30 protein-coding genes are annotated in these 25,413 nt (G+C 63.9%); 19 read left to right on the plus strand and 11 right to left on the minus strand.

The features are described from left to right. Positions 1-6: 6 nt before the first annotated feature. Genes FB478_RS03330 through FB478_RS03350 form a run of 5 tightly spaced genes read left to right on the plus strand, consistent with a single transcriptional unit; the run spans position 7 to position 3,735 of the window. Entirely contained in the window at positions 7-531 is a 525-nt protein-coding gene (locus FB478_RS03330) for a hypothetical protein (RefSeq protein WP_018769403.1), read from the plus strand. Next, a complete protein-coding gene (locus FB478_RS03335; RefSeq protein WP_018769404.1) occupies positions 528-719 on the plus strand; it encodes a hypothetical protein in 192 nt (63 codons plus the stop codon). The genes FB478_RS03330 and FB478_RS03335 overlap by 4 nt, the downstream gene beginning before the upstream one ends. Positions 720-772: 53 nt before the next feature. Then, positions 773-1,642 (plus strand): HNH endonuclease, encoded by an 870-nt coding sequence (locus FB478_RS03340; RefSeq protein WP_018769405.1) that lies wholly within the window; start codon positions 773-775, stop codon positions 1,640-1,642. Positions 1,643-1,673: 31 nt separating this feature from the next. Further along, a complete protein-coding gene (locus FB478_RS03345) occupies positions 1,674-2,759 on the plus strand; it encodes an alpha/beta hydrolase (RefSeq protein WP_261377345.1) in 1,086 nt (361 codons plus the stop codon). Positions 2,760-2,787: 28 nt separating this feature from the next. Then, positions 2,788-3,735 carry an alpha/beta fold hydrolase gene (locus FB478_RS03350; RefSeq protein WP_082581720.1) on the plus strand — a complete coding sequence of 316 codons (948 nt, stop codon included), beginning with the start codon at positions 2,788-2,790 and terminating at the stop codon, positions 3,733-3,735. A gap of 31 nt (positions 3,736-3,766) precedes the next feature. On the opposite strand, the gene FB478_RS03355 is transcribed toward FB478_RS03350, so the two are convergent. Then, entirely contained in the window at positions 3,767-3,919 is a 153-nt protein-coding gene (locus tag FB478_RS03355; RefSeq protein ID WP_186447719.1) for a hypothetical protein, read from the minus strand. Between the two features lie 504 nt (positions 3,920-4,423). Here FB478_RS03355 and FB478_RS21300 point away from each other — a divergent pair. The 4 genes from FB478_RS21300 (at position 4,424) to FB478_RS03375 (ending at position 6,396) form a co-directional block, all read left to right on the plus strand. Beyond that, complete coding sequence (locus tag FB478_RS21300; RefSeq protein ID WP_261377346.1) at positions 4,424-4,654, plus strand: DUF2087 domain-containing protein; 231 nt, start codon at positions 4,424-4,426, stop codon at positions 4,652-4,654. A gap of 72 nt (positions 4,655-4,726) precedes the next feature. After that, positions 4,727-5,005: a YciI family protein gene (locus FB478_RS03365; RefSeq protein ID WP_056390581.1), complete on the plus strand. Its 279-nt coding sequence runs from the start codon at positions 4,727-4,729 to the stop codon at positions 5,003-5,005. Positions 5,006-5,074: 69 nt separating this feature from the next. After that, a complete protein-coding gene (locus tag FB478_RS03370; RefSeq protein ID WP_018769411.1) occupies positions 5,075-5,674 on the plus strand; it encodes a TMEM175 family protein in 600 nt (199 codons plus the stop codon). A gap of 158 nt (positions 5,675-5,832) precedes the next feature. Further along, positions 5,833-6,396, plus strand: a complete 564-nt coding sequence (locus tag FB478_RS03375) for a hypothetical protein (RefSeq protein WP_056390585.1) — start codon at positions 5,833-5,835, stop codon at positions 6,394-6,396. 97 nt (positions 6,397-6,493) lie between these two features. Here the strand turns inward: FB478_RS03375 and FB478_RS03380 are convergent, their stop codons facing one another. Further along, the gene (locus tag FB478_RS03380; protein WP_018769413.1) at positions 6,494-6,709 is read right to left on the minus strand and encodes a hypothetical protein; all 216 of its coding nucleotides are present in this window, start codon (positions 6,707-6,709) and stop codon (positions 6,494-6,496) included. Positions 6,710-6,971: 262 nt separating this feature from the next. Here FB478_RS03380 and FB478_RS03385 point away from each other — a divergent pair, with 262 nt between their 5' ends. Next, a complete protein-coding gene (locus FB478_RS03385) occupies positions 6,972-7,145 on the plus strand; it encodes a CsbD family protein (RefSeq protein ID WP_018769414.1) in 174 nt (57 codons plus the stop codon). A 283-nt stretch (positions 7,146-7,428) separates the two neighbouring features. Next, positions 7,429-7,605 carry a hypothetical protein gene (locus tag FB478_RS21035; protein ID WP_018769415.1) on the plus strand — a complete coding sequence of 59 codons (177 nt, stop codon included), beginning with the start codon at positions 7,429-7,431 and terminating at the stop codon, positions 7,603-7,605. Positions 7,606-7,731: 126 nt separating this feature from the next. Here the strand turns inward: FB478_RS21035 and FB478_RS03390 are convergent, their stop codons facing one another. From FB478_RS03390 to FB478_RS03410, 5 genes are all read right to left on the minus strand, one after another. Then, the gene (locus tag FB478_RS03390; RefSeq protein ID WP_056390588.1) at positions 7,732-8,469 is read right to left on the minus strand and encodes a PspA/IM30 family protein; all 738 of its coding nucleotides are present in this window, start codon (positions 8,467-8,469) and stop codon (positions 7,732-7,734) included. Between the two features lie 93 nt (positions 8,470-8,562). Continuing rightward, entirely contained in the window at positions 8,563-9,795 is a 1,233-nt protein-coding gene (locus FB478_RS03395) for an ABC transporter permease (protein ID WP_056390591.1), read from the minus strand. Between the two features lie 8 nt (positions 9,796-9,803). Beyond that, positions 9,804-10,730: an ATP-binding cassette domain-containing protein gene (locus FB478_RS03400; protein ID WP_018769418.1), complete on the minus strand. Its 927-nt coding sequence runs from the start codon at positions 10,728-10,730 to the stop codon at positions 9,804-9,806. Between the two features lie 74 nt (positions 10,731-10,804). Further along, positions 10,805-11,614: an IclR family transcriptional regulator gene (locus FB478_RS03405; protein WP_142072631.1), complete on the minus strand. Its 810-nt coding sequence runs from the start codon at positions 11,612-11,614 to the stop codon at positions 10,805-10,807. A 37-nt stretch (positions 11,615-11,651) separates the two neighbouring features. Next, positions 11,652-12,485 carry an NAD(P)-dependent oxidoreductase gene (locus FB478_RS03410; protein ID WP_082581728.1) on the minus strand — a complete coding sequence of 278 codons (834 nt, stop codon included), beginning with the start codon at positions 12,483-12,485 and terminating at the stop codon, positions 11,652-11,654. A gap of 99 nt (positions 12,486-12,584) precedes the next feature. On the opposite strand from FB478_RS03410, the gene FB478_RS03415 reads away from it, so the two are divergent. Genes FB478_RS03415 through FB478_RS03435 form a run of 5 tightly spaced genes read left to right on the plus strand, consistent with a single transcriptional unit; the run spans position 12,585 to position 18,267 of the window. Beyond that, on the plus strand, positions 12,585-13,916 hold the full coding sequence (locus FB478_RS03415; RefSeq protein WP_144599792.1) for an ABC transporter substrate-binding protein: 1,332 nt from the start codon (positions 12,585-12,587) through the stop codon (positions 13,914-13,916). Continuing rightward, complete coding sequence (locus FB478_RS03420; RefSeq protein ID WP_056390598.1) at positions 13,913-14,863, plus strand: carbohydrate ABC transporter permease; 951 nt, start codon at positions 13,913-13,915, stop codon at positions 14,861-14,863. Before FB478_RS03415 ends, FB478_RS03420 begins: the two co-directional genes overlap by 4 nt. Then, on the plus strand, positions 14,860-15,771 hold the full coding sequence (locus FB478_RS03425; protein WP_018769423.1) for a carbohydrate ABC transporter permease: 912 nt from the start codon (positions 14,860-14,862) through the stop codon (positions 15,769-15,771). Before FB478_RS03420 ends, FB478_RS03425 begins: the two co-directional genes overlap by 4 nt. 40 nt (positions 15,772-15,811) lie before the next feature. Beyond that, positions 15,812-17,089: a glucarate dehydratase family protein gene (locus FB478_RS03430; RefSeq protein ID WP_144599793.1), complete on the plus strand. Its 1,278-nt coding sequence runs from the start codon at positions 15,812-15,814 to the stop codon at positions 17,087-17,089. Between the two features lie 11 nt (positions 17,090-17,100). Continuing rightward, positions 17,101-18,267, plus strand: a complete 1,167-nt coding sequence (locus FB478_RS03435) for a hypothetical protein (protein WP_144600039.1) — start codon at positions 17,101-17,103, stop codon at positions 18,265-18,267. A 23-nt stretch (positions 18,268-18,290) separates the two neighbouring features. On the opposite strand, the gene FB478_RS03440 is transcribed toward FB478_RS03435, so the two are convergent. Further along, a complete protein-coding gene (locus FB478_RS03440; RefSeq protein WP_056390603.1) occupies positions 18,291-19,166 on the minus strand; it encodes a hypothetical protein in 876 nt (291 codons plus the stop codon). Then, entirely contained in the window at positions 19,150-20,904 is a 1,755-nt protein-coding gene (locus FB478_RS03445; RefSeq protein WP_144599794.1) for an FAD-dependent oxidoreductase, read from the minus strand. The genes FB478_RS03440 and FB478_RS03445 overlap by 17 nt, the downstream gene beginning before the upstream one ends. A 233-nt stretch (positions 20,905-21,137) precedes the next feature. On the opposite strand from FB478_RS03445, the gene FB478_RS03450 reads away from it, so the two are divergent. Then, positions 21,138-21,512 (plus strand): UBP-type zinc finger domain-containing protein, encoded by a 375-nt coding sequence (locus tag FB478_RS03450; RefSeq protein WP_082581721.1) that lies wholly within the window; start codon positions 21,138-21,140, stop codon positions 21,510-21,512. 173 nt (positions 21,513-21,685) lie between these two features. Then, positions 21,686-22,240 (plus strand): DUF3090 domain-containing protein, encoded by a 555-nt coding sequence (locus tag FB478_RS03455; protein WP_056390609.1) that lies wholly within the window; start codon positions 21,686-21,688, stop codon positions 22,238-22,240. Positions 22,241-22,271: 31 nt separating this feature from the next. On the opposite strand, the gene FB478_RS21040 is transcribed toward FB478_RS03455, so the two are convergent. After that, positions 22,272-22,670: a DUF4259 domain-containing protein gene (locus FB478_RS21040; RefSeq protein WP_018769427.1), complete on the minus strand. Its 399-nt coding sequence runs from the start codon at positions 22,668-22,670 to the stop codon at positions 22,272-22,274. Between the two features lie 174 nt (positions 22,671-22,844). Between FB478_RS21040 and FB478_RS03465 the strand changes: the two genes are divergently transcribed. Beyond that, entirely contained in the window at positions 22,845-24,347 is a 1,503-nt protein-coding gene (locus FB478_RS03465) for an HNH endonuclease signature motif containing protein (RefSeq protein WP_144599796.1), read from the plus strand. Positions 24,348-24,423: 76 nt separating this feature from the next. On the opposite strand, the gene nrdF is transcribed toward FB478_RS03465, so the two are convergent. Next, positions 24,424-25,398, minus strand: coding sequence for a class 1b ribonucleoside-diphosphate reductase subunit beta (gene nrdF / locus FB478_RS03470; RefSeq protein ID WP_018769429.1), 975 nt, complete (start codon positions 25,396-25,398; stop codon positions 24,424-24,426). Between the last annotated feature and the right edge of the window lie 15 nt (positions 25,399-25,413).

Genomic DNA, 25,413 nt, shown 5'->3' on the forward strand with positions numbered 1-25,413 from the left:
GGTTCGGTGACCCCTGTTCCCTCCCCCGGCCCGCTGGACGTCGTCGTCCATTCGGGCCCGGCGGACTGGTGGGTCATCCTTGCCGGGCTTGGACCCCTGGCCGTTCTTATCGCAGCCCTGCTGGCCTTCTACATCAACTGGCGCACGCTCAAGCAACGCACTGCCGCGGACAAGACCGCGCTGGACCAAAAGCGCGAAGCGGACGCCGACGCCCTGCGGCAAAAGACCGAAGCGGACAGCCGGGCGGAATGGTGGCGCCGCACCCAGTGGGCGCTCGACCGGGCGTTGGACCCGGATGCAGGGACAAAGGCGCTGGGCCTGGCGACGCTGGAAGTCCTTGCCAGGAGCGAACTGGCCCGCACCGAGGAACTCGAGTTGTTCGACATCGCCTGGAAGAGTGTGTCCGGGGACGAGAACGGGGACGATGCCGACGCCGGCCCAGGGCAGGAGAGTGCCGTCGTGGACGGCCCGGACAACTTAGGCGAGAATGGAATGACGGATGAAGACAGTGCCAAGGAGGCTGGACCATGAGCGCAGCATCGCCTGAACACCGCCTTGTCCACACTCCCCGAACCGGTACCAAGCCCGCGGGCAAAAAACCCACGCCTGCCGAGCACCGGGTCCAGGTTGCCGCGGCCAGGCTGCGCGTCACGCTTGATGAACGGCTGGGGCGGGAAACGCCCGCCAAGACCAAGGCGCTGGCCAAGGAACCGATCTAAATCCCGCTGCAGGGGCTTGGGGATCGACGGCGAATGGCTGGGTTTGGTGGGCAGTGGCGGCAGTAATTCTTGGCTGCGACACGAACGGGCTGCACCGCTGGGACTACGGAGCCGTCGTCGCGCAGGTGGCGCAGTCCGGCAGGTTCCTGGACCGCTGGCGCGTCGGCTTTTGCCCTGACATCCTCCCGGGGACCGAAGCGTGGCTCCTGGTGCAAGGCGGCAATGATGCAGGCAGCGGCCTCATCGGTCACGGGTCGGTGGCATCGGAGCCCTACCAGGCCGCCGCAGGCGATGATTCCGATGCCAACGACTGGTTCATCGCAGTCGCTTTCGACGCACTGCTCCCGCTGGGCGAGCAAATACGCCCCGGGACCCTGCGGGAGGCCTTTCCCGGTGACCTCTGGGCCAAGGCGAACGGCCCCTCCCTGGTGACCTTGCCGCCGTCGTCCTGGCCTGTTCTGCAACGCTTGTGGAGGGAATACGGGCCCACGACGCCGGATCCCACCGAGGTGGTTGCCGGAACCTTTCCGCCGGGCGGCGTCAGCCATATCCAGGTGAACCGCTTTGAGCGGGACCCCGACGCCCGCCGGGCCTGCCTGGCCTTCCACGGCACGTCGTGCGCCGCCTGCGGCTTCTCCTTTGAGTCCGCTTACGGTGAGGCCGGTACCGGAGCGACAGCCGTGCACCACGTGGTGCCGCCGGCCATGATTGGCAGCGGATACCAGCTTGACCCCATCGCCGACCTCATTCCGCTTTGCCATAACTGCCACGCCGTGGCGCACGGGGCAAACCCGGCGCGGACGGTTTCCGAACTCCGGAGCATCATGTCGGCCGCCGGGCATGTGCGGGGTGAAGTGGTCACTGACCTGGCCCTTCAGGCCCAGGAGGACGCACGGCGGATCCTCGGGGGCGGCAAGACGTAAGGGGCCAGCATTCGGGGATAAAATTGCAGGGATGACATTGGCTGCACGTTCCGGGGTGTTTCAGTCGGTCAGGAGCGCCCGGCCCCTGTTGCGCCACGTACCCGTATGGACATGGCGCGTCCTGATGCGCGCCGTGAGTGCCCGGGAGCAGGCGCGGTTCAACACCGACCCAATCACGGCTGTGGCATATGTGCACGACATTGACTACGTGGGTGATGCCCTCCGCGCCCACCGCCTCGACGTTTTGACACCGCTGCAGCCCGCAGCTGACTCTCCTGGTACAGAGGCTGTGGCGGCGGAGCTGCTTCCCGTCTACGTTTACTTCCATGGTGGCGGGTGGACATCCGGTGACAAGGCAGCCCTGACCAAGTACTGCGCCAACCAGGCAGTGGGCGGGATGGTGGTGGTCAACGTCAACTACCGGCACGCGCCCCGGTTCGCCATGGGGCATGTGCTCGAGGATGCCAATGCCGCCCTGGCGTGGGTTGCCGCCAACATCGAGGGGTACGGCGGGAATCCCAAGAGGCTGATCCTGGGCGGGGACTCGGCCGGCGGACAGATCGCTGCCCTGCTGACCGCAGCCAGCCTGCGTTCCGAACTGGCGGCGCATTATGCCCTGCGGCCCGCAGTTCCCGCGGGACACCTGAAAGGGCTCGTCCAACACTGCAGCGCAGTGGATTTCTCGGTCTTCTTTAACAGCGGATTTGTCCTCAGCCTGAACTTCGTCCGTATGCTGTTGCCGCCTGCATCCCGGGCAACGGCAGGTCCGGGAGCACGCAATGGCCGTAAGCGCCCCTCTCCACCACGGACCGTGGCGCGGCTGAGGAGCGCCGCGGGTTTCCTGTCCCCGATCGAGTGGCTGGACGGGACCCATCCGCCCGTGTTCCTCACCACGTCCGAGCGTGACTACTTCTACCGGGCAAACCTGAATTTCATCGAGCGCCTGCAACAACACGACGTTCCAGTGGATGCCCTGATCTACCCTTGGGACAGCCTCAACACCGAACACACCTGGCAACAGGATTACCGCTACCCCGAATCCCAGGAAGTCTACCGGCGCCTTCACGCGTTCGTCCGCGGTGTGGCTGAACGGTCCACCGGTCCTGCCCCTGAATAAATTCAAGGCACTGGACTATGTTGGGACCATGGCAGAGCTGGACCGGAACGGGTACGGGATCGACCCCGAGGAGTTTGGCTCCGCCCTGGTGGACGCGGCCGCCTTGCTCGATGCGGAGCTGGGGGACGTTGACTGGTTCACTCCACCGCCGGGCGCTGTCCACCGATCCATTGATGTCCCCAGTGGCAGGCTCGCCGCCATGACGCTGGGCAATCCTGGCAATCCCAGCGTTGTGCTGGTGCCCGGAGCAACCGGTTCCAAAGAGGACTTCTCCCTCATGATGCCCGACCTGGCCAATGCCGGTTACTTCGCACTGAGCTACGATCTGGCGGGACAGTACCAGTCAGCGGCAGCGGGCCCCGAGAACCTGGTGCCGCCACGCAAGCATTATGACTACCGGCTTTTCGTGGACGACTTCCTTGCAGTTCTGGAGACCACTGCCACCCCAGTCCATGTTGTGGGTTATTCCTTCGCGGGAATCATTGCCCAACTCGCCTTTGGGGAGCGGCCGGAGCTCTTCAGGTCCCTCACGTTGCTTAGCTGTCCGCCGGAGCCAGGCCAGAGTTTCAGGGGGGTGGGCCGCATCGGCCGGTTCAGCACGTGGGTGAACGGCCGGGTGGGTGCTGCCTTGCTGATCTGGGGCATCCGGAGCGGCAAGGTGGTGCACGTACCGGAGGGCAGGCGGCGGTTCGTCAACTACCGGTTCCGCTTCACCCGCCGCGCCTCGGTCCGGGACATCTATACGCTCATGCAGAACGTTCCGGATCTTCGGCAAAAACTGGCGGAGGCGCCCCTTCCCAAGTTTGTGGCCGTGGGCGAACACGACCTGTGGCCGCTCCAGCTTCACCGCGTCTTCGCCCAGTCAATCCGGGCCCGGATCGGCGTCTACAGGGGTGGCCACAGCCCCAGCGAAACGTCGCCCCACGAATTCAGCCGCGACCTCCTGGCTCTTTATGCCAAGGCCGGGAAGCGGTAACCGACGGCCCGTGCTTGCGCCGCCACTGGGCTCATTCCCGCCGGTGGCGCAACGAAGGCTGGTCCTTGAACTCGACGCGGAACGTGACAAGGGACATCTCGAGCCGGCGTCGGAACGCGGACCAGCTGGCGAAGGGGCGCGCGGATACGCCCACTTTGAGCGTGGGATCGTAAATGACGTCCATGTCCGGCCGGAGTCGGTGTGAGATTCCCTAGTGGCGTTGAAGGCTGGTTTCGGCACGAGGTTATCGCCGGGCAGGGGACGGGAGACCTCGTCGGGCGTTGCGCCCCAGCTGCATGTCCCCGGCGCCTGTGCTTCCTGGAACCAGGGCATCGGCGCTACTATCTCCCAGCACGCCGCGACGCAGCGGCGTGGGCCAGCGGTTGAGGGGAGCGTGGACGTGGGCGGAGGCAGGGGAACTAGCGGCCCGCACTGGCGGCGTGTGCTGGCGACGCTTGGCAACAACGATGCCAGGACCGCTTACGCCCAAATCGTGCTTGGAGCTGCGGCGCCAGACGTACTGCCCAACGTGAAGGAACAGCGGCGAAACCGGGCCATCGATAGTCTGCTTGAATCCGGACTCGTGGAACAGCACGCGCCCGGGCGGCTGGTGGCGGCCCAGACGATTTTTCGCGACCTTCTCGCCCAACAGCCCAAGCGTCAACCACAAATCGGGACAGATCGGTTCATGCGGCTTGGACGCATCGAAAGGTACCCGTCAAACTTGGCGCAACGGCGGGAACTCCTTGCCCGGATCGCGGACGAGGTCATGGCGCCCGGAGAACAACTCACTGAGAGGCAGGTCAACGAACGGCTTCTCAGTTACACGGACGACGTGGTGCTGCTGCGAAGGTACATGGTTGACTTCGGACTGCTGCAGCGAACCCCCTCGGGCTCCTCCTACACCCGCCACGTCTAGTTCCGCCTAGTGGGGTGCTCCTCACCGGATTCCTGCCGTGCCGTAGGTGCAGGAGGTGGTAAGTTCGGCCGCATGGAATGCGTCGTCATCTACACCGTCCGTGAAGGCATCGACCGCTCGCGTGTCATGGAGACGTACCCGCGCCACAAGGCCTACTACGAGGCGTTCCACGCGGAAGGCGGGGGGCTCGTGGCCCTGGGTCCATTCCAAACGGCTGACCCGGAGCTTAGTGCCATGGGCATTTTCACTTCCCGACGGGAGGCCGAGCGTTTCGTCGCTGCAGACCCTTTAATTACCGAGGGACTGGCCGAATGGCGGCTCTTGGAGTGGAACGCTGTACACCTCGGGTAGTGGCGCTCCATGGCGTGTCGCACGCAGCCACATAAGAAGTCGCAGAGTCACCCGAAGGAAGCATGCCCAATGAACAAGAACCGGCTGGAAGCGTTCAGCGACGGTGTCCTGGCGATCATCATCACCATCATGGTGCTGGAACTCCATACCCCGGAGGAACCAACGTGGGAAGGTGTGGCCAGCGTCCTGCCCACCCTCTTCAGCTACCTGTTGAGCTTCGTGTATGTCGGAATCTACTGGAACAACCACCACCACATGATCCATTTGGCGAGCCGCGTTAATGGAGCCATCCTGTGGGCGAACCTCCATCTGTTGTTCTGGCTGTCGCTGTTTCCTTTTACAACCCGATGGATGGATGAGTCCGGCTTCGCGCAGGTCCCTGTGCTGCTGTACGGGATCAACCTGCTGTGCGCAGCAATCGCATACTTCATCCTGGAGCGCCGCCTGATTGCTGCTCAGGGCAAGGACGGGGCCCTCGCCAGTGCTGTCGGCCGGGACTGGAAGGGCAAAGCGTCGCCGCTGATCTATCTCCTTGGCATTGCGCTAACCCCTGTCCAGCCCCTGCTCGGGCTCGCCGTTTACACCATCGTGGCCCTTATCTGGCTGGTCCCGGACCGCAGGGTCGAACACTTTGTAACCCGGTCACATCAGAATGGGGCCCACGATTAGCCCGATGGAGATTGGCGCCAGATTCGATGGCCGCCTCCACCATTGGAGCCGTCATACCTCCGTGGTGCGCCTTGCCGCCGAGAAGACGGCCGGGCCGGGTAGGCGAATTCCGCAGGGTCGTGGTTGATTTGAACCGCGGGCGTGGCCACCATGGAACCGTGGAAACGAAAGGCCTCCGGCGCCGGCTCGCCTTTCCCCTGTGCCTGCTGGTAACGGCAGCCGGCACGGCAGGGTGCTCCTATGACTTCCCCGATCCGGCACACGCCCCGGCAGCCGAAGCTGACCGCACGGCCGCACCTGAACCCTCCCGGATGACGGCATCCGCTACCCGTCCCACTGACCCCCTGGTCCTTGAGCGGGAGGCCAGAAACTACCAGGACCTGGACAGCTTTCTCCTGGCCGTGCAGGGCCCGGTTCTCCTTTTTCAAAAGGGTCCGCTGGACGGCCCCGGCAGGGGCTTTGGCACGACGGAAGAAGTCCCCGCGGCGGGCACGTACACGGTCACTGCTGCGTGCGTCGGTGCTGCCAACGCCAAAGTCTTCATCCGGCAGGAGAATCCCAAGGTTATACTCTGGCCCGTCGAGCTCACAGTGGATTGCCCAGGGTCCACGTCCCAAGTCATCACGCTTCAACAGGGCTACGTTTCCGCACACCTGTCCCTGCCCGCGGCGGGAGACGCACCCTGGACGGGAGCTGTTGCCGGAGTACGGGTGACCGGCTGAGGCTGTCACCCCTGCCCGCCGTCAGCATCCCCGGCCTCCCCCGGGCGACGATCCGTTCGGCTGGAGCGCGCTGCCCGGTGAGAGCTAAGAGCCCTTGTCAGGCCATGGAGGCGCCTTTTATCTTCGAGCGGATGAAGTCGTGATCCTCACCGGAGACGAGCGCCTGCCCGTGCTGCCCTGTGGCCAGGTCCTCCCCGGTTTCCTTCGAGATCACCGCCGTGATGGTCCTGGGCAGCATCTGGCACCCCGGGTTGTCGATCAGCCACTTCTGCGTGGCAGGGTCAAGGCGGTCCCAACGGTCTTTGAGGTTCATTAGCGGGGCATCTCCGTGCTCGGTCCTGCAGAGCCACAACGCTCTGCAGACAGGCTTCGCCTGTCCCAACGCACCAGTAAACCCCGCCCTTCACCGGGAACACAGGGACCAAAGTCCCCACCTCAGGCGGGGCTTCCGGAACGCCTCCTTGTTGCCCGGCCGGTGCTGCTGTGGATACCCATCACTTGCCAACCCATTGGTAAGCATGCTTATTATGAGCGAAGCCGAATGCGAACGGCTGCCAACCAGAGGAGGAGACACCATGGGACTAGGCGACAAGATTGAAAACGCTGCCGAGAAAGCGGGCGGAAAAGGCAAGGAAGCTGCCGGTAACGCCACGGGCGATGACAGCCTGAAGGCGGAAGGCCAGGCGGACCAGGCCAAGGGCGATGTGAAGCAGGCCGGCGAAAAGGTCAAGGACGCATTCAAGCACTGACACCGTTTACGGGAAGGGCGCGCTCAGCGAACGGGGCGCGCCCTTCGTCGTGTCGGGGTGCACTCCAGCCACCCCTGATTGACCTGCGTGCTCGCCCCCTACGTGTTTGGTGCCGCCTGGCTTGCCCTGTTTATCACGGCCCGCCGGCTCCACTTGGCCAGCCGCGCACCGCCCCGAACCAGGCCGCCCCAGCCCCGACCCATGGGTGGCTTGTACAATCTTTCGGCTCTTCGGTGCGGAGTTGCTTCCGCAACTCCCAGTTGCGCCGTCCTAAACTTTGGCCATGCACCCCTTAGCGGCAATAGGGCTGGTTTTTCTCGCCGGGCTTGCCTGGTTGGGCACCGTCCTGACCCTGCTCGTTGCCTTGGCCAAAGCCCGACGCCGGCTGCCGGCTGACGTCGGGCAGGCAGCCCAGAGCGTGGAGACGCAAGGCTCCGCTGGCAGTGGGGCCATAACGTAAACGGCATGGCACATTGCTGCCGACGGCGACCTGTCGCCGGCCTGACGCGACCGCCCGGTATTACCTGGCGGCCGCGGCCCAGCAGTCAGCCATGCCCCGACGGTGGACCGGCGGGATCCCGGGGCTTCAAGGAGCCTGGGAGTCAATGGCCTTCCGGTCGATGGACTTGAGGGCGGCCAGACGTGCTTCCACTTCGGTCTGCTCTCCGAGGTCTTCCAGGGAGGCGAACTGGGCATCGAGGGATGAGGCTGCGAGTTCCTGCTGGCCGCGAACGGTGGCCTCTTGGCGTCGGATCCGCTCCTCATACCGCCCGATGGCCGACGTCGGATCACCGGCGTCCAGGGATTTGAGGGCATCGTGGACCTGGGACTGCGCGGCCGCCGTCCGGGATCTGGCTACCAGCTCGTTGCGCTTGGCCGTCAGCTCGTGCAGCTTGCCCTTCATCTGGTCGAGCCCGCCCTTGAGCTTGTCGACCACTTCGTTCTGGGCCGCAAGCCCGGGTACGGCGTCTTTCACGAGCTTCTCGGCGGCCATCTGCCGCTGCAGGGCAACCTTGGCGAGGTTGTCGAACTTCTGCGCATCGGCGAGGTTGCCGGCGGACCGGAACTCGTCGCCCTTCCTGGACGCGGCCAGAGCCTTGCGGCCCCATTCGTTGGCGTCGGCGACGTTACGTTTGTGGTCCTCCTCCAGCATCCGGAGGTTGCCTATGGTCTGGGCGATCGCGGCCTCGGCTTCGCGGATATTCTCCGAGTAATCCCGGACCATCTGGTCCAGCATTTTCTGCGGATCCTCCGCGGAGTCCAGGAGGGCATTGAGGTTTGCCTTGGCCAACTGGGCCACGCGGGCGAAAATACTCTGCTTCACGGGATTCTTTCTATCAGTAGTGGAATTCGCATCCTATGTGTTCGGCACCGCAGGGGACCAGATTCCCTACGCTATGCCTGCCACCCGCCCCGCCTACTTGGTGGCCAGGTCGTGGCGGCGGAAGGTTCCGGCGATGGAGAGTTTCCGGCCGTATTCGATGGACCCGTACCGGAACAGGTGGACAGCCAGCCGCAGGATAATAAGGCCGACGACGAAGAGTTCGACGATGACGATGGCGGATTCAACTGGGTTCAGGGTGCCGAACCCGTTGCGGAGCAGGGCGGTCACCGGAGCGGTCAGCGGGAAGTAGGTGAAGATCTGCACGATCAGCGCGCCCGGGTTGGAGATGATCAGGCTGAATGTGTAGAAGGGGATAAACATCATGGCCACAAGCGGGCCGAAGACGGTCCCGGCTTCCTTGGCGGTCGGCATGATCGCCCCTATAGCCACCAGGACCCCGGTAAAGACGGCGAATCCACCCAGCGTGAGAAGGGCCCCTGTGATCATGGGGCCGGGTTCGAAGACCAGGGATGACAGGTCCACCTCGGGCAGGGCAAGGCGGTTCCGGAATAACAGGTAGGCCAATCCGACCGGGGCCAGGAACACCAGGATCTGGACCAGGCCGACGGCGAACAGCGAGATGATCTTGCCGGTGATCAGGGTGGTTGGATTTAGGGTGGTCAGGATCATTTCAGTGACCCGGTTTTCCTTCTCCTCCAAGGTGGAATTCAGCATCTGGTTCGAAAGAAGGATCATCGAAAAATAGAAGATGACCAGGAACAGCAGTGGTGGAATGATCCCGCCGACGCCCGCGGCGGCCTTGCCGTCCTTGAATATTTCGGAGTCAAATTTTACGGTCCCGGTCAGGGCCGCCGTCAGCTGGGGTGAGCCGACTTGGTGCTGGGCCGAGACCGCGAGCAGCTGCTTGGCCACGGCCTCGTACTTGTCGTTCTCAAACGTGCCTTTGTCCGCACCGTACACCTTCACCGGCTCTTTGGCCGGATCGGCAGGGTAGGCGAAGTATGCCTCCGAGGCGCCGTCCTTCACGGCAGCGATCGCGGCTTCGGGGTCGCTGGCAGTTGTTCCGCCGGCCAACTCGGCGGCAGACGCCATGATGATTCCAGAGGCGTCCGTGTACATGAAAGCGAACGTCGCACTCTTCTGGGCGGCGGCGCTGTCCTTTGTGCTGGCGTTGGACGCGTACACGAGGGCGAAGATAATGATGAGAATGACCGGCAGCGCCAGGGTTGCGATGACGAAGCCCCGTTTCTTGATGGTCCGGAAGAACTCGAACGCGATCACGGTCCCAAGGTTGTGCTGTCCCAATGCCCTGTTCAGCCTTCCGCCAGTTCGTGCTGTTCGCCGTACACCTTGATGAAGATCTCATCCAGGGAGATCCGGGCCGGCGTGAATGACCGGACCACGGCCCCGGCTTCGACCAGCTCGCGCAGCACCGCGGCCTCACTGGACCCGGGGCGCGGCGCCAGTTCGGCGACCCCGTCCACGTCGTCGACGACGTCGAACAGTGCCGATGCGGGCAACGGTCCGTCGTGGGTGACCCGGTAGACGGTGCCGCCGAACTCTTCCTGGACCTCTTCCACCGTCCCGTAAGCGTGGGAGACTCCGTCTTTGAGCAGGATTACCCGGTCACACAGCCGTTCGACTTCTTCCATCTGGTGGGTGACCATGATGACGGTGGCGCCGGCCCGCTTGTGCTCTTCGATAATGTCCATCAGCAGCCGCCGGTTCACGGGGTCAAAGCCCTTGGTCGGCTCGTCCAAAATAAGCAGTTCGGGATCGTTCATGATCGTCACGCCCAACTGGACCTTTTGCTGTTGGCCGCTGGAGAGCTTGTCCAACCGGGACTTTGCCTTGTCGGCCAGACCCACCCGCTCCAAATAGTGTCCGGACCAGGACCGGGCCGCGGCCTTGGACAGGCCCTTGAGCCGGCCGAAGTAGACCATGACATCCAGGACGTGTTCCTTTTTGTACAGGCCGCGCTCTTCCGGCAGGTATCCGAGACGGGCCCCGTCGCGGGGCTCAAAGGCTTTGCCCCCTATGTGCAGGATCCCCGCGGTGGGCTGGTAGATGCCCAGCAGCGCCCGCAAAGTGGTGGTCTTCCCGGATCCATTGGACCCCAGGAAACCGAACGTCTCCCCCGCGTGCACGTCGAAGGACAGATCCCGGATGACCGTGGTGTCCCCGAAGTCCATCCGGAAGTCCTGAATGTGCACCAGCGGCTCCTGCGCCGTGTCCCCCATCGTCATGGTTTCAGACTAGCGGTTACCGATCTGCTCGTGTCGCGCAAGTGCCCGGTTGGGCTCAGACTCCGGACCTACCGGATCCCCGCGGCACGAAGGGTCCGGGCCAGTTCACCTGCGGCTGAGTGGAGCGTCTCCACGGTTTTCGCGATGACGTCGTCTGTGGCAAGTTCCACCGGCATGGAGCAGCTCATGGCGTCCGTCCCGGGGATGCGGTACGGAACCACCACGCTAACGCAGCAAAGCCCCACAGTGTTTTGCTCCCACTCAATGGCATGGCCCGTCTTCCGGAACTCAGTCAGCTCGGCCTGAAGCGCCTCGAAATCAGGGACGCTGTTCGGGGTCAGCTGGGGATAGGGCCCGCCGCCAAGCCGCTGCCGGACCTCCGTATCCGTGTACTCGGAGAGGATGGCTTTGCCCAGGGCCGTCACTTGGGCCGGAAGCTTGCGCCCTACCCTTGAGGACAGCCGGCGCCGGTCTACAGCCTGCCGGGTTGCAAGATAGATGACGTCGGACCGGTCGATGCGGGCGTAGTGGGTAGTGAAGGTCGTGGCATTGCGGACCTTTTCCAGAATGGCCGAAACGTGTTCCATCACCGGATCCCTGTCCAGGTACGCCGTACCGCACAGCAGGGCATGCGTGCCGATCCTATAGGCGCCCTCCGGTGTTTGCTCGATCCAGTTGAGCTCCAGGAGCGTCAACAGCAGCCAGTGCAGGCTGGAACGGGGATACCCGGTCTGCTTGAAGATCTCGGCGGTGGTGAGCGGCTGCGGAGCGGACGCCAGGAGCTCAAGGATGGCGATGGTCCGCTCTGCGGACTTGACCAGTTTGACGTCGCCGGGCGCGTCCCCCCGCGTGCCGGCCTGTACATCCAGCGGTGCCATTACCGCTCCCCCTTTCGCCGCACCGGACTGCGGCAGCTCATTTCGCGGCCAGGTGCGGGTAGTTGTCCATACCTACCCTATGACCATCGCTGGCCCAAAACCCGCCAAGGAGTCCCGTTTCAGCGTTCCCCCCGGAAGTATCGACCTCATTGGCATAGAGCTCCGCGTCGTCCTGCGGGTCGTAGCCGATGCGCCGTCCTGCCTGGAGGTTCGCCCAGCCGCGGGTGTTGGCCGAGACAGCCCACACCACGTGATGGCCCGGGGCACCGAGGTCGTTCAGCGCCGCCTCCACGAGCCTGAACGAATCCGCCGGGGAAAGCCACGAACCAAGGGTCCTGGCGTTGCCCGGGCGCTGGCCGCCGGTACCTATCCGGGCACTGACCACTTTCATTCCGTACTTGTCCGCATACAGGCTGCCGAGCGCTTCCGCGGCCACTTTGCTGACCCCGTAGTACGTATCGGGCCGCGGCGGAAGTACAGCATCCGCCGCGGCATCAGCAAGGTCGTGGAAGCCCACGGCGTGCGTGGAACTGGCCAGCAATACGCGTTCGACGCCGTTGCGGCGGGCTGCTTCCAGCGTCACCTGGGTGCCGGTGATGTTGGTGGCAACGATTTCCTGCCAGGTCATTTCCCGGTGGAGTCCGCCCAGGTGGACAACCCCGGATGTGGCCCTGAGGGACGTGTTCATGAAATCTGGATCAGTTACGGATCCCACCAGGGCAACCTCGTTGGGACGCAAATTCCGGGCTTCCACTAGGTCCAGCAGCCGGACTTCATATCCGGCATCAGCAAGGTAGGGACGCAGCAACGTGGCCATCATGCCGGCACCACCCGTCATGGCGATCGCCTGTGCTTTCTGTGCTGCCGGCAAGTTTCCTCCAATGGTTGACAGCCTGTGATGCTAATCATACTCTCATGAAGTATGTTTCACATGATAGCAGATGTTCATATATGTAAAAGGAGAATCAGAGTGGATTCGAAGCTCAAGGCACGCTCCCGTGCGGCTCTGGCATTGGCGGTGACCTCAGCCACCCTGCTGACGGGCTGTGGCAGCGGGTCGTCCGCCCCTGCGGCCAAGGATGACGGCCAGCCCATCGAGGTCTGGGCGCGCGCCGGCACCGACGCCTCCACGACCTACGCGGCGCTGTTCAAGGAATTCACGGCAAAGACCGGTATCCCGGTCAACTTTCAGGGGGTGCCGGACCTGGACCAGCAACTGCAGACCAGGGCGGCCTCCAAGAAGCTTCCGGATATCGTCATCAACGACTCCGCGGCTCTTGGCAACTACACTTCCCAGGGCTACCTGCAGAAACTGGACAAGTCAGCGGTGGACGGAGGCGACAAGATCTCCGACTCCCTGTGGAATGAGGCAGTGGGCCAGGACGGGGCTACTTACGGGGTCCCGTTCTCTCGCCAGACGATGGTGACCATGATCAGGAAGGACTGGCGCGAGAAGCTGGGTCTCCCCGTTCCCAAGACGCAGGAAGACCTCGCGGCGCTGGCCACCGCATTTGCTACACAGGACCCGGACGGAAATGGCCAGGCAGACACTTTCGGGATGACCGTTCCGGGATCCACCGAACGTGGATACCTGGGTTGGTGGGCCTCATCGTACCTTTGGCAGGACGGCGGCGCCTACCTGAAGGACAACGGCAACGGAAAGTACACCGCTTCCGCCGCAAGCAGTGAAAGCCAGAAAGGCGTCACCTGGATCAAGCAACAGTTCTGCACGCCCGGCAGCACGCAGCCGGGCGCACTGACGGCGGCCACCAGCGCTGCGTCACCCTTTTTCCAGACCGGAAAGACCGGGATCATTCTCACCGGCCCCTACAACTTCTCCTCGTTTGATACGGCGCTGGGCAAGGACCGGTACGAAGTCATCGAAACTCCCAAGGGTTCGGTGGACAACACAGTCCTGGCCGAAGGCGAGAACATCTATGTCACTGCCACCAACGGCAAAAAGGACCAGACAAAGCAGGTTATCGACTACCTCGTGTCCGCCGACGGGCAAAAGGCGGGCATGACCGCCGGCAAGCAGCCGATTGTCCGCGTACCCGTCAATTCCGACGTCGATGCTGCCGCCGTCTACAACGATCCCCGGTGGACCGTCGTCCAGGACGCGCTGAAGAACTCGTCAAAGTCCTTCCCCTCGGCCATCAACTTCGTGCCGATCAAGCAGGCAGCCGCCGAATCCCTGAACAAGATCTTCTCGGACTGCGCGGCGGATAACGTGGCGTCCGGCCTTAAGGATCTCGACTCGGCCATCACCAACGAACTGACAAGCCAGAACGCCAAGTCATGACCGCAACACCAACGAAACCGGCAGGTGCCTTGACGGCGGAGCCGGAGTCAGCGCCACCGGCCCCCCGCAGCAAACGCCGCAACGGCAGACAGACCATGGCCATCTGGTTGTTCCTGGTGCCGGCCGCCGTCCTGGGCCTCTACTTCAAATTCATCCCCATGGCCGAAGGCATTCGGCTGAGCTTTTTCAAAGTGCAGCCGTTCCTGGGTGACGTTTTCGTCGGCTTCGACAACTATGTTGGCGTGCTGACGGATGCACGCTTCTTGGAGGCCCTTGGACACACTGTGGTCCTGGGCGTCACCCAGACCCTCGGCGCACTGGTGGTGGGCTTTCTTCTGGCCCTGCTCCTGGAAGGGCAGGCACGGTCACTGTGGATCCTCCGCACCACCATTTTCCTGCCTGTCGTCACGGCGCTGGCTGTGGTGGGCGAAATCTGGCGCCTGTTGTACTTCCCCACACCGGACGGACCCCTCAACAGCATCCTGGGCTGGCTAGGACTCGGCCCGCTGCAGTTCCTCAACGGTACGGACACGGCACTGTGGTCCATCGCCGTCGTCGGCATCTGGAGCGGCGCGCCCTACAACATGGTGATCATCCTTGCCGGGCTTACCGGGGTGGACCGCTCCCTGTATGAGTCTGCGGGCGTGGACGGAGCCACGGTCTGGCAGCGACTGCGGTACATCACGCTGCCGGCCCTTCGTCCTTCACTGGTGATCGTCCTGACGTTGGCAGCCATCCGCAGCCTGCGCAGCTTCACGGAAGTGTACGTACTTACCGGAGGCGGCCCGGCCGGCTCAACAGAGGTGTGGATGACCCGCATGTATTCCCTGGGATTCCAGCGGAACGATATTGGCGTGGCCTCTGCCGCGGCAGTCCTGCTCCTGGTGGCCACCCTGCTCCTGACCGTTGGAACCCAGCTCCTGGCCAAAAGGAAGGCAGCACGATGAGCCAGACACTGACCCGAAAGAACTCCCGCACGGCCAGGCCGTCGTCCTCCGCCAGGTTCGACACGGCCCTGGGATGGTCGCCCCGTTTTGGACCCAACATGGTCCTGCGGATGCTGCTCTGCGCACTGGTGTTCTGCATTTTCGCCCTGCCGTTCCTGGCCATCATCTCCGGCGCTTTTGACCGGAACTCCAGCCCGACCGAGATTTCGCTGCTGCCCAAGACATTCACGCTCCAGAACTTCCAGGCAGCACAGCAGCAGGGTCTGTGGGGTTACCTGCTGAACTCCCTGGTGGTGGCCGGCGGCGGGCTCCTGCTCCAAATGACCGTTTCCGTGTTCGCCGCCTACAGCCTCAGCCGCAGGAAATTCCGGGGACAGGCCCTGGTCCTCCTGCTGGTCCTGATGACCATGATGCTCCCCGAAGAGATCATCGGCATCCCCCTGTCCCTGGTGTTGGGTGACCTCCCGCTGCTGGGCATCAGTTTGCGGGGAACCGTCCTTGCCGTCATCCTGCCGGTGGGCATCTGGGGCTTCTCTATCTTCATCATGAGCGAATTCATGAAGGAGATTCCCGCGGAAATCGAGGAGGCTGCCCGGCTTGACGGGGTGGGTGAGTTCCGCATGCTCTTCACCATCATCCTGCCTCTGTGCAAGCCGGCGCTGGGCGTCATCGGGATTTTCGGCTTCATGATGGTCTGGGACCAGTACCTCCTCCCCCTCATCGCGGCCAATGACCCCGGAGACTACACCCTGACCGTGGCACTGGCGGTACTTCGCAACGACACCACAGTCGGACCCGGCGTGCTGCTGGCGGGTGCCCTGATGGCCATGATTCCCAGCCTCCTGGTGTACCTCTTCCTGCAAAGCTCCATGATCCGCGGCATCACCTCGGGCGCAACCAAGGGCTAGGGAAGGCCCGGCCTCCCCAACCCTCCACGAAAGAATTTCCATGAATATCAGCTCAATTGTTCCTGCCACCGCGGCAGACCTGACGATCAACGACATCACCATCACACCGATCGCCTTTTCCGATCCACCGCTCCTGAACGCCGTCGGCGTCCACGAGCCCCTGGTCCATAGGGTGGTCATTGAAGTCCGCACCGCCAACGGGCTCCTGGGCCTGGGCGAATGTGCCGGCGGCCAGAGCCGCCTGGACAACCTCGCCGCCGGCGCCAATGCCATCAAGGGCGTCAGTATCTTTGAAACCTCCACAATGGAGCGGCTCATCAACCAGGCGCTGGACCCAAATCTCTCTGCCTTTGAACGGGCTGCCGTCTTCTCCGCCTTCGAAGTCGCTGCCCTGGATATCCAGGGGCATGCAACGGGCAGGACCGTGAGCGAACTGCTCGGCGGCACTGTGCGGGACGAGGTCCCCTTCAGCGCCTACCTCTTCTACAAGTGGGCTGAACACCCTGCTCACGATGGACGCCCGGCCATTTCCGACGGCTGGGGCGAGGCGCTGGATCCGGAGGGCATCGTCCGGCAGGCTCGCCGGATGATCACCGAGTACGGATTCAAATCCATCAAACTCAAGGGCGGCGTCTTTCCACCCGCCCATGAAATTGAAGCTATCCGGGCTTTGCGTGAAGCGTTCCCGGACCTTCCGCTCCGGCTGGACCCCAACACTGCCTGGACGGTGGAGACCTCGAAATGGGTGGCGGCCGAAACGAGCGGGCTGCTTGAGTACCTGGAAGATCCGACGCCGGGCCTGGAGGGAATGGGCCAGGTCGCGGCTGCTGCCCCCATGCCGCTTGCCACCAATATGTGCGTCGTGGCCTTCGACCACATCAAAAGGAGTGTGGAACTCGATTCCGTCCAGGTAATCCTCGGTGACCATCACTACTGGGGCGGCCTCCGCCACACCCGGGAACTGGGCACCATCTGCGAAACCTTCGGAATAGGATTGTCCATGCATTCCAATTCCCACCTTGGCATCAGCCTTGCTGCCATGGTCCACGTCGCCGCCGCGACGCCTGCCCTGACGTACGCCTGTGATACCCACTATCCCTGGAACGGGCACAACGACGTGGTCAAGCCCGGAGCCCTGAAGTTTGTGGACGGCAGCGTGCCGGTTCCCACCGGCACCGGCCTTGGCGTGGAGCTGAACCGGGAGAAACTGGCTGAACTCCACCAGCAGTACCTGGACGCCCGCATGACGGCGCGGGATGACACGGGCTACATGCAGCGTTTTGTCCCCGACTTCACGGCTGCCCTCCCCCGGTGGTAGGTCCGCAGGTGATGCAGGTTACCGGCTATCTCTATCCGTGGGATGTACTGGGCGACCCGAAGGCGGTGTCATGGGTCAGGGACACCGGCGTTGACCGCGTGGCGCTTGCGGCCGCATACCACTCGGTGCGGGCCGGAACCCCACGGCATCCCACCCGGCGCGTCGTGGACGCCCGGTCCGCAGCCCTCTACGTTCCGGAAGGCGGTGCTTTCGCAGGCCGGCAGCTGATACCCGGCAACGCGAGGGAATGGACCGGGACGGAGAACGGATTCGGCGAGGCCGCAGCGGCATTTCAGGCGGAGGGCCTTCCCGTGGACGCGTGGACGGTGCTGACCCACTCCAGCGCAGTGGGCGGAAACAGCCCCGGCCTCTGCGTACAAAATGCCTTCGACGAGGTCTACAGGTACGCGCTGTGCCCGTCGCAGCCTCAGGTCCGCTCCTACGCTGCGTCCCTGGTGCGCCAAGTCCTGGAGATGGGACAGCCGGATGGGTTAATCCTCGAAGCGGCGGGTCCGCTGGGTTTCAGCCACCAGAACCGGCATGAGAAGACCGAGGGAGCCGAGTACTCAACCTGGGTGCAGGCGCTGTTGTCGCTGTGCTTCTGCGATGCATGCGCCACCGGGTACGAGGCCCGCGGGTTGCCCGCCGCCGGGTATCAAAGCCGGGTCCGCTCTGCCGTCGCGCAGGCCGATGATGCCCGAATGACAGCTGCATTTGCGTCCGGGGCAGCGGCGTTCCTTCCCCTCCTGGAGGTCCGGTGGGCTGCCACGGCGATGCTGCTGGATGAGTGCTTGGCAGCGATCGAAGCCACCGGCTCCCGCCCCCGGCTGTCGCTGCACGCCACGCCGGACCCCTGGGCCACGGGGCCCTTCGTTCCGGTGGAGGCGCTCCGCAGGAGCAGGCTCTGGGGGCACCGGGGTGACCTCACCGCCGTCGTACCTTGCTGGGGCGAGCCCAGCGAAGGCGCCGTGACGGTCGAAGCCATGTTGGCCGCCGGTTTGCGGGTGGGTGCGTATGTCCTGGCGCTGCCGCCGAAGACGGCCGACGGCGGCAGGCTGGCAAGCGAGTGGCAGGTGCTTTGTGCAGCGGGAGCCAGGGAACTGCACGTGTATCACCTCGGGCTTGCCTCCTCCCGGCGCCTCTCCGCTGTTGCGGGAGGACTGATGAGTCTGCGCTGAGGTTTCAGCGCTGCCGATCAGGCTCACGCAGATGGAACGGGACCCCGGGAAGAAGTCGCCGAACGGGAAAGTCCGAGTGCCCATCCGCCGGCAACTCCAATAGCAAGAAGCATGGTGACGAAGCCGATTGCGGGGGCGCTCTGCCATGCCAGGGCACCGCCGTACCGCAGCAAGGCAAGCGCCTGCAGAATGACGAAGACAACGGAGGTCAGGGCCACGGGCCGGACGGTATGGAGGTAGCGGCTCGACTGGCCCTGCGCGGCAGACCACCCAAGACCGATCAGCCACGCCCCGATCGCCCTCGCAGTGAGTTCGGACAGTGGCCACGGCCACCACTTCGCGGCAGGAATGGGTGCCGCCAGGAGTGCCAGGCCGTAAATGAGCAGCACCCCGGCAATACCCACCATGAGCATTCGGAGCGCAGGCGGCAGCACTGGCAGTCCCGCCGTTACGGATTTGGGGGCAGGACGCCGGGACCGGATCTGCATCCAGCTGGTGACGGCCATTGCCACGGGCACGATGGCGTAGATTGCCAGCCACGCCCAGGTGGCTATTTGGGCGGTGGGGGCCGTGTCCGGTGACAGGTGGAAGCGGTTGAGATGCAGCAGGGTGACTCCCAAGGTCAGTGTCGTGAAGACGAACACGGGCCATACTGCCAGCCTCGCCGACTCCCAACCTGCCGAACGGGCGCCCGCCACCTCCAAGCCGGCGCTCGACCAGTATGCCGCCCCGAGGAAGACCGCCGTCATGGGCGGATTGACCGTCCATGCAAAGAATTCATCGGTCCGGAGCGGAAACACGAACAGCACGAGCCCGGCAAGAAACACCAGGAATGCAGCGACGTAGAGCAGCCACCGCATCGGTGCAATCAGTGGAATGGCCTCAGTTGAAGCGGACATCACCGGGCTGCTCCTCGGGTGCGGCCGGCCCGCCAGCGGCAGGGGGCGAGGCCGGGAGGGGGTTTTCGGCCAGGTAGGCGTGAAGCATTGAGACCACGGTGGCACCGTCCCCGACTGCGGTGGCCACTCTTTTGATGGAACCGGCCCGCACGTCACCGATCGCGAAGATGCCGGGCATGCTGGTTTCCAGCGCCAGCGGAGCCCTGTCCATCCCGGCGTCACTGACAGCCCTGGCACCTGTAAGGAGAAAACCGGCCGGATCACGCTCTACGGTGTCGGGCAGCCAGGAGGTCCGCGGCACTGAACCGATCAGCACGAACAAGCCGCCCGCTTCGATCTCCTCGCCCGCGATTGCTTCGGCTGCTCCGGATGCGGCGACCCTGACGGCGGCAAGGAATCCGTCCTGGTCCCGGGCCCCCACGATTGCGGTGCCAAAGCGGATCGCGACGTTCCGGGTGGCTTCAAGTTGGGAAATGAGGTATTCCGACATGCTGGCGGACAGGGTGGGTCCACGCACCAGCAGCGTTACCTTTTTCGCATACCTCGCAAGGTGCAGAACCGCCTGTCCGGCCGAGTTGCCGCCCCCCACGACACAGACATGCTTTCCGGCCATCGACGGCGCTTCGGAGACTGTGGCCCCGTAGAAGACGCCTCTGCCCACCAGATCCTCCAGTTGGGGTATGCCGAGGCGGCGGTAGTCCACACCGGTGGCCACCACAACTGCGCGGCACCGCACCGCACTCCCATCGGAAATCGACACAGTGTACAGCGGGCCGTCCGCGCTGAGCCCCGCCACCTTCCGCAGGAACAGGAAGTCAGCGCCCAAAGTCCAGGCCTGGTGAAATGAACGGTAGGCCAGGTGGGCGCCGCTCACACCGCGTGAAAAGCCAGGGTAGTTGCGGATCAACGAGCTGGTGCCGGCGTGGCCTCCCACAGCCTCCCCCTCCACCACCATGGTCGAAAGGCCCTCGGAGGAGGCATACACGGCGGCCGCGAGACCGGAGGGGCCTGCTCCCACAACCACCACATCGAAGATCTTGTCCGCCGGAGGAGGCCGCGTCACCCCCATCGCTTCGGCGATCTCCAGGTCACTGGGGTTCTCAAGGACAACTGGTGAAGCAGTGAACTCCAGCACCAGGACCGGCAACGCGGGATGGCGCAGGCCCAGGCTCTCCAGCGTCCGTTCCGCCGTCTCGGACCCAGCTGGGTGGAAGCCCACCGGGATGTGGTTCCGGCTCAGGGAGTCGCGCAGCGTATGCGTCCTTTCGTCGCCTATGTCCCCGATCAGCCGGACCGCCTCAAACCCCACCCCTTGGGCCAACTGCCAGTCATCAAGGGCGTCGGTTATCGCCCCATGGAATTCTTCGTCGCGTGAACGTTCCGGACGTATGATCACCAGCTCGGCGTACCCCTGCCCTACCGCCCGGAACACAGTCGGGGCGCTTTCGAAGTCACCCCATGTCACCACAACACCGCGTTTGGCGGCCGGGTGGAAGCCGTAGGCACGCCGCAAGAAATCAAGTCCCCCGCGGTCAGCCGGACCGTAGCACCCGAGAATGAGGGCGACCTGGCGGTTCCAGCGACGGAGCCCCTCCAGCACCGCCCGTCCGTGGGCGTGGCCGTCGCAGGCCACCACCTCGTAATCGGCACCGTACCGTCGGCGCAACTCATCTCCGAGCATGCGCCGGGAGGTCGCGTCGGTGGTGGCAATCAACATGATCGGAACCGGGTCATCCATGGCCGCCGTCTTTCCGGTTCTATGGTTCGGTGGCGCTCACGATACTCGCGCAAGGACATTGGGGACAAGGGTTCTCCCTTGCCTCCCGGACGTTCCTTCGCCACCGGGGACGGAGTTGTCTGGGACCCCGTTTTACCTTGATTCTGTCATTCCGGGGGCGCCCGAATTCTGCCAGAATGGCTCCGACGGCAGGCAAGCAGGGACCCGAACTTGAGCAGGACCGGAGGGATGAAATGGAAGACCCCGAGGAAAACCGCCCTCCTCCTGGAATCAGCCTCGCCGCCAAGCCCAGCGGATCAGGGTGCCTGGACTGCCTCAACGGTGACGGCCAAGGCTGGTGGCTGCATCTTCGCCGCTGCGCCCAGTGCGGCCACATTGGATGCTGCGATTCATCTCCCTCGCAGCATGCCAGTGCCCACGCGCGCGCCACCGGCCACCCTGTCGTACGGTCTTTCGAACCCGGGGAGGAATGGTTCTACGATCACACCACGAAGAAGTTCTTCCGTGGTCCAAGGCTTCCGGATCCCCAGTCCAGGCCACCTGAGCAGCCAGCACCTGCACCGCCAGACAAGGTACCCGCAGACTGGCGTGAGCGCCTGCACCGGTAACCACGGACCGGGTATCACCCCTGCTGTCACCGGGGCCGGCGAGAATTCCGTTGAGGCTGGGTGGATGGCAACCTCTTTTGTGGCCCTCGAAAGGCACCAACATCGGCGATGCGCGGGTCGGCGGCGCCGCCGGGCAAACGGCGCACGAAGCCTGATGTGCCTAAACTACTGACATGCCCACACGTGTTCATGAGTTTGCCTGGCCTGACCGGGTCGTCATCGGCACCATTGGTGTTCCAGGGGCGCGAACGTTCTACCTGCAGGTACGTGCAGGTAGGCAAATTGTGAGCATCGCACTGGAGAAGCAGCAGTCTGCCCAGCTCGCCGAAAAGATTGACGAAATCCTCGACGAGCTCATCGCCCTTGACGGCAATCCCTTCAGTGTTCCCACGGGTACTCCCATCGAGCTCGTCGACAATGACCAGCTCGAGGCAGTCCAGGAGCAGTTCAGGGCCGGCGCCATGAGTTTGGGCTGGGACCCGACAACGGCGCAGGTTGTGATAGAGGCCTACCCGATCATTGAAGTCGGTGCTGATGAAGACGTCGAATTGCTTGCTGGGAACGCCGCTGACGTGGCCGAAATGTTGCTGGTGCGGATGCCGGTGGGCACCGCCCGCGCATTCGCCAAACGGACCCGGGAGGTAGTGGGTGCCGGGCGTCCGGCATGCCCGCTCTGCGGTTATCCCATGGACGCCGACGGGCATACCTGCACTCTTCCTGAAGTCTGATGCCAGGGAGCCTGGACGGTAACTGGCGGGTCTACCGCAAAGCTGTCCGCAGCCGTTCCTTGAGGTCTTCAAGTGATTCACGCCATTCCGGTTCGTCAGCGTTGTCCCACAGTTCAGCAAGCTCGGACTTCTCCCCGGCAACCCGTTCAACTGCTTCCAGTGCCATCTCCACGTCTTCGGCGGTGACCTCTGCCCCGCGGGCAGCCACCCAGGTCGCCACGGTCTCCGGGAGATCGCCCAGCGGGTTGCCTTGGCTGGCGGAGGTCACTTCGGCGGCGGCGATAGCGACAGCCCCTTCGGGTGCCTCGACATACCTGTGACCTGCCTTCGCCAACGCCTGGCGCACGACGTCGACCCCTCCGGTCTCCAGCTCGTCCAGCCAGTCCAGCGCGTCGTCGTTCTCAAACGGCAGGTAGCCCCATGCACCCACGTGGTTCCCCTTCCGGTTAACGGCTAGTGGCTCCAAATATGCCAGACCGCGCCGTTGCAGGTCATACACGCGGTGGATGCCTGCAAAGCTTTTCGAGAGTGCGTGCTGAAAGTGCGGTTGTTGGCGCGGAGTGGTGGCCCGCAAAATGTCACACCCCCCTTGGATGATGAGTACATGGGAAGCGAAGCGGTGGTTAAGGCTTTTGAGGCGATCGACGCCTCGATTGCCCTGCTCCGCGCCGAGGTGGCTGAGTCCCGTAACGGGTTCCCCCAGCACACCGACCCCTTGGCCGCCGTCGCTGACGGGTGCCTGGACATCCTTGCCGGAATTTCACGAACCGAGGCCCGGGTCGCTGCGTTGAAGGCGGAGGCAACGGCCAGATATGCGGATTCCGCGCGATCTGCCGCGCCTCCTGACATGCCCGTCCAGGCGCAGGAAATGGCAATAGCGGCCGAGGTGGGCTGTGTACTGGCCATCGGCGATCGGGCTGCAGGCATGCTGTTGGAGCAATCCCATGCTTTGGCTACGTTCTTGCCACTCACCCTGGCAGCATTGCAGGCGGGAACTGTCTCGTGGCAACACGCCAGGGTGATGGTGGACGAGACCGCCACCCTTGACTGTGACGCAGCGCGGGTACTCGAGGCACACTTCCTCGGCGCTGACGCGGCCAATCCTGCCCGCGGCTGCCCGGCCGGCGAGATGCCCGCCTTCAGGTTCCGGCGGAAGGCCAGGACCTGGCGCGAACGGCACCACCCGGACAGCATCGAAAAACGCCATGCTAAGGGAGCGCGGGACAGGTGCCTGGAATATACCCCGGAGCAGGACGGCATGGCGCGGGTGTCTGCCTACCTGCCCGCGGACCAGGCGGCTGCGATCTGGAACCGCATTACCGCCATCGCCCGGGGCCTGCAAGGGCCCCACGAGAACCGGACGCTCACCCAGTTACGGGCAGACGTATTTGCTGCGGCAGTCCTGCGAAGCGACAACGGCATCAGCGGCGGCGGGGCTGAGGCCGGAGGACCCGGCATGGCCGATGTCCCTACGCCCCGGGCCGAGGTCCTGATCACCGTTCCCGTCTTCTCACTGCTGGGGCTGACAGAGGAACCGGCCACGCTGGACGGGTTCGGACCCATCCCTGCCTCCATGGCCCGGAATCTCCTAACCAATGGAGCGGATTCGTTCCATCGGGTGCTCATAGATCCACGGGACGGGGCCCCGTTGGAAATCGGCCGCACAAGCTACCGGCTGACGAAGGCCATGCGGAACTGGCTACGAATGCGCGACGGCAGATGCCCGTTCCCCGGGTGCAGCAACCAGTCCCTGGACAACGAAGCAGACCACCTCCTGGCCTGGCATCACGGCGGAACCACCGGGATCAGCAACCTGGGACAGCCTTGTCCCCGGCACCACAGACTCAAACACGCCAGCGGCTGGACACCGACCCCCGCATCACAGAACGAGCCGCCCGGCTGGATTTCACCATCAGGGCGGAGATACAAAAGCGAACATCAGGACTGGGAAGCACCTCACTGGCCGTGTTCGTTGGGGCAGCAAGCCACAGAACGGCAACATCCATATCCTCCTATGCCCACCGCGGTGAGGGGGACCGTGGACTATTTTCGGGAACCACCATCTGCGGGAGACGAATTCCTTCGTACCTACCTCGATGCCAAATGAACTGCCGGATATGACAGCAAGGGACCCCGCACAAAGCGTGCGGAGTCCCTTGCTGTCGGATCCTGAAAAGAAGAAACTAGAAGTCCCAGTCCTCGTCTTCCGTGTTGACGGCCTTGCCGATCACGTAGGACGAACCTGACCCCGAGAAGAAGTCGTGGTTCTCGTCAGCGTTCGGGGACAGGGCCGACAGGATGGCCGGGTTCACGTCGGTGACGGACGCCGGGAACATCGCCTCGTAGCCCAGGTTCATGAGGGCCTTGTTGGCGTTGTAGTGCAGGAACTTCTTGACGTCCTCGGCCAGGCCCACGCCGTCGTAAAGGTCGTGGGTGTACTGGACCTCGTTTTCGTACAGCTCGAACAGCAGTTCGAACGTGTAGTCCTTGATCTCCTGGCGGCGTTCCTCGGAGACTTTTTCCAGGCCCTTCTGGAACTTGTAGCCGATGTAGTAACCGTGAACAGCTTCGTCACGGATGATCAGGCGGATCAGGTCGGCGGTGTTCGTCAGCTTGGCGCGGGAGGACCAGTACATGGGCAGGTAGAAGCCCGAGTAGAACAGGAAGCTTTCCAGCAGCGTGGAGGCCACCTTCCGCTTCAGCGGATCGTCACCCTGGTAGTAGTCCATGACGATCTGCGCCTTCTTCTGAAGGTTCTCGTTCTCGGTGGACCAGCGGAATGCCTCGTCGATCTCCTTGGTGGAAGCCAGGGTGGAGAAGATGGAGGAGTAGCTCTTGGCGTGCACTGACTCCATGAAGGCGATGTTCGTGTACACAGCCTCCTCGTGCGGAGTGAGGGCATCCGGAATCAGGGACACCGCACCGACCGTGCCCTGGATGGTGTCCAGCAGGGTCAAGCCGGTAAATACGCGCATGGTGAGCTGCTGCTCGGCCGGCGTCAGCGTGTTCCAGGACTGGACGTCGTTGGACAGCGGCACCTTTTCCGGCAGCCAGAAGTTGTTGACCAGGCGGTTCCAGACGTCGACGTCCTTGTCGTCCTGGATGCGGTTCCAGTTGATGGCCTCGACGTGGCTGAGCAGCTTGACCTTCTCGGTCATGTCATCCCCTATGCG

Origin of the sequence: Arthrobacter sp. AG367, assembly GCF_007828995.1 — a bacterium.
Taxonomy (GTDB): domain Bacteria; phylum Actinomycetota; class Actinomycetes; order Actinomycetales; family Micrococcaceae; genus Arthrobacter.

What these genes read in the sequence shown, in the direction of transcription:
- FB478_RS03335 (WP_018769404.1), top strand. Translation starts at nt 528, where the DNA reads ATGAGCGCAGCATCGCCTGAACACCGCCTTGTCCACACTCCCCGAACC.
- FB478_RS03345 (WP_261377345.1), top strand. Translation starts at nt 1,674, where the DNA reads ATGACATTGGCTGCACGTTCCGGGGTGTTTCAGTCGGTCAGGAGCGCC.
- FB478_RS03350 (WP_082581720.1), top strand. Translation starts at nt 2,788, where the DNA reads ATGGCAGAGCTGGACCGGAACGGGTACGGGATCGACCCCGAGGAGTTT.
- FB478_RS03355 (WP_186447719.1), bottom strand. Translation starts at nt 3,919, where the DNA reads ATGGACGTCATTTACGATCCCACGCTCAAAGTGGGCGTATCCGCGCGC.
- FB478_RS21300 (WP_261377346.1), top strand. Translation starts at nt 4,424, where the DNA reads ATGCGGCTTGGACGCATCGAAAGGTACCCGTCAAACTTGGCGCAACGG.
- FB478_RS03365 (WP_056390581.1), top strand. Translation starts at nt 4,727, where the DNA reads ATGGAATGCGTCGTCATCTACACCGTCCGTGAAGGCATCGACCGCTCG.
- FB478_RS03370 (WP_018769411.1), top strand. Translation starts at nt 5,075, where the DNA reads ATGAACAAGAACCGGCTGGAAGCGTTCAGCGACGGTGTCCTGGCGATC.
- FB478_RS03380 (WP_018769413.1), bottom strand. Translation starts at nt 6,709, where the DNA reads ATGAACCTCAAAGACCGTTGGGACCGCCTTGACCCTGCCACGCAGAAG.
- FB478_RS03385 (WP_018769414.1), top strand. Translation starts at nt 6,972, where the DNA reads ATGGGACTAGGCGACAAGATTGAAAACGCTGCCGAGAAAGCGGGCGGA.
- FB478_RS21035 (WP_018769415.1), top strand. Translation starts at nt 7,429, where the DNA reads ATGCACCCCTTAGCGGCAATAGGGCTGGTTTTTCTCGCCGGGCTTGCC.
- FB478_RS03400 (WP_018769418.1), bottom strand. Translation starts at nt 10,730, where the DNA reads ATGGGGGACACGGCGCAGGAGCCGCTGGTGCACATTCAGGACTTCCGG.
- FB478_RS03405 (WP_142072631.1), bottom strand. Translation starts at nt 11,614, where the DNA reads ATGGCACCGCTGGATGTACAGGCCGGCACGCGGGGGGACGCGCCCGGC.
- FB478_RS03420 (WP_056390598.1), top strand. Translation starts at nt 13,913, where the DNA reads ATGACCGCAACACCAACGAAACCGGCAGGTGCCTTGACGGCGGAGCCG.
- FB478_RS03425 (WP_018769423.1), top strand. Translation starts at nt 14,860, where the DNA reads ATGAGCCAGACACTGACCCGAAAGAACTCCCGCACGGCCAGGCCGTCG.
- FB478_RS03430 (WP_144599793.1), top strand. Translation starts at nt 15,812, where the DNA reads ATGAATATCAGCTCAATTGTTCCTGCCACCGCGGCAGACCTGACGATC.
- FB478_RS03435 (WP_144600039.1), top strand. Translation starts at nt 17,101, where the DNA reads ATGCAGGTTACCGGCTATCTCTATCCGTGGGATGTACTGGGCGACCCG.
- FB478_RS03440 (WP_056390603.1), bottom strand. Translation starts at nt 19,166, where the DNA reads ATGTCCGCTTCAACTGAGGCCATTCCACTGATTGCACCGATGCGGTGG.
- FB478_RS03445 (WP_144599794.1), bottom strand. Translation starts at nt 20,904, where the DNA reads ATGGATGACCCGGTTCCGATCATGTTGATTGCCACCACCGACGCGACC.
- FB478_RS03450 (WP_082581721.1), top strand. Translation starts at nt 21,138, where the DNA reads ATGGAAGACCCCGAGGAAAACCGCCCTCCTCCTGGAATCAGCCTCGCC.
- FB478_RS03455 (WP_056390609.1), top strand. Translation starts at nt 21,686, where the DNA reads ATGCCCACACGTGTTCATGAGTTTGCCTGGCCTGACCGGGTCGTCATC.
- FB478_RS03465 (WP_144599796.1), top strand. Translation starts at nt 22,845, where the DNA reads ATGGGAAGCGAAGCGGTGGTTAAGGCTTTTGAGGCGATCGACGCCTCG.
- nrdF (WP_018769429.1), bottom strand. Translation starts at nt 25,398, where the DNA reads ATGACCGAGAAGGTCAAGCTGCTCAGCCACGTCGAGGCCATCAACTGG.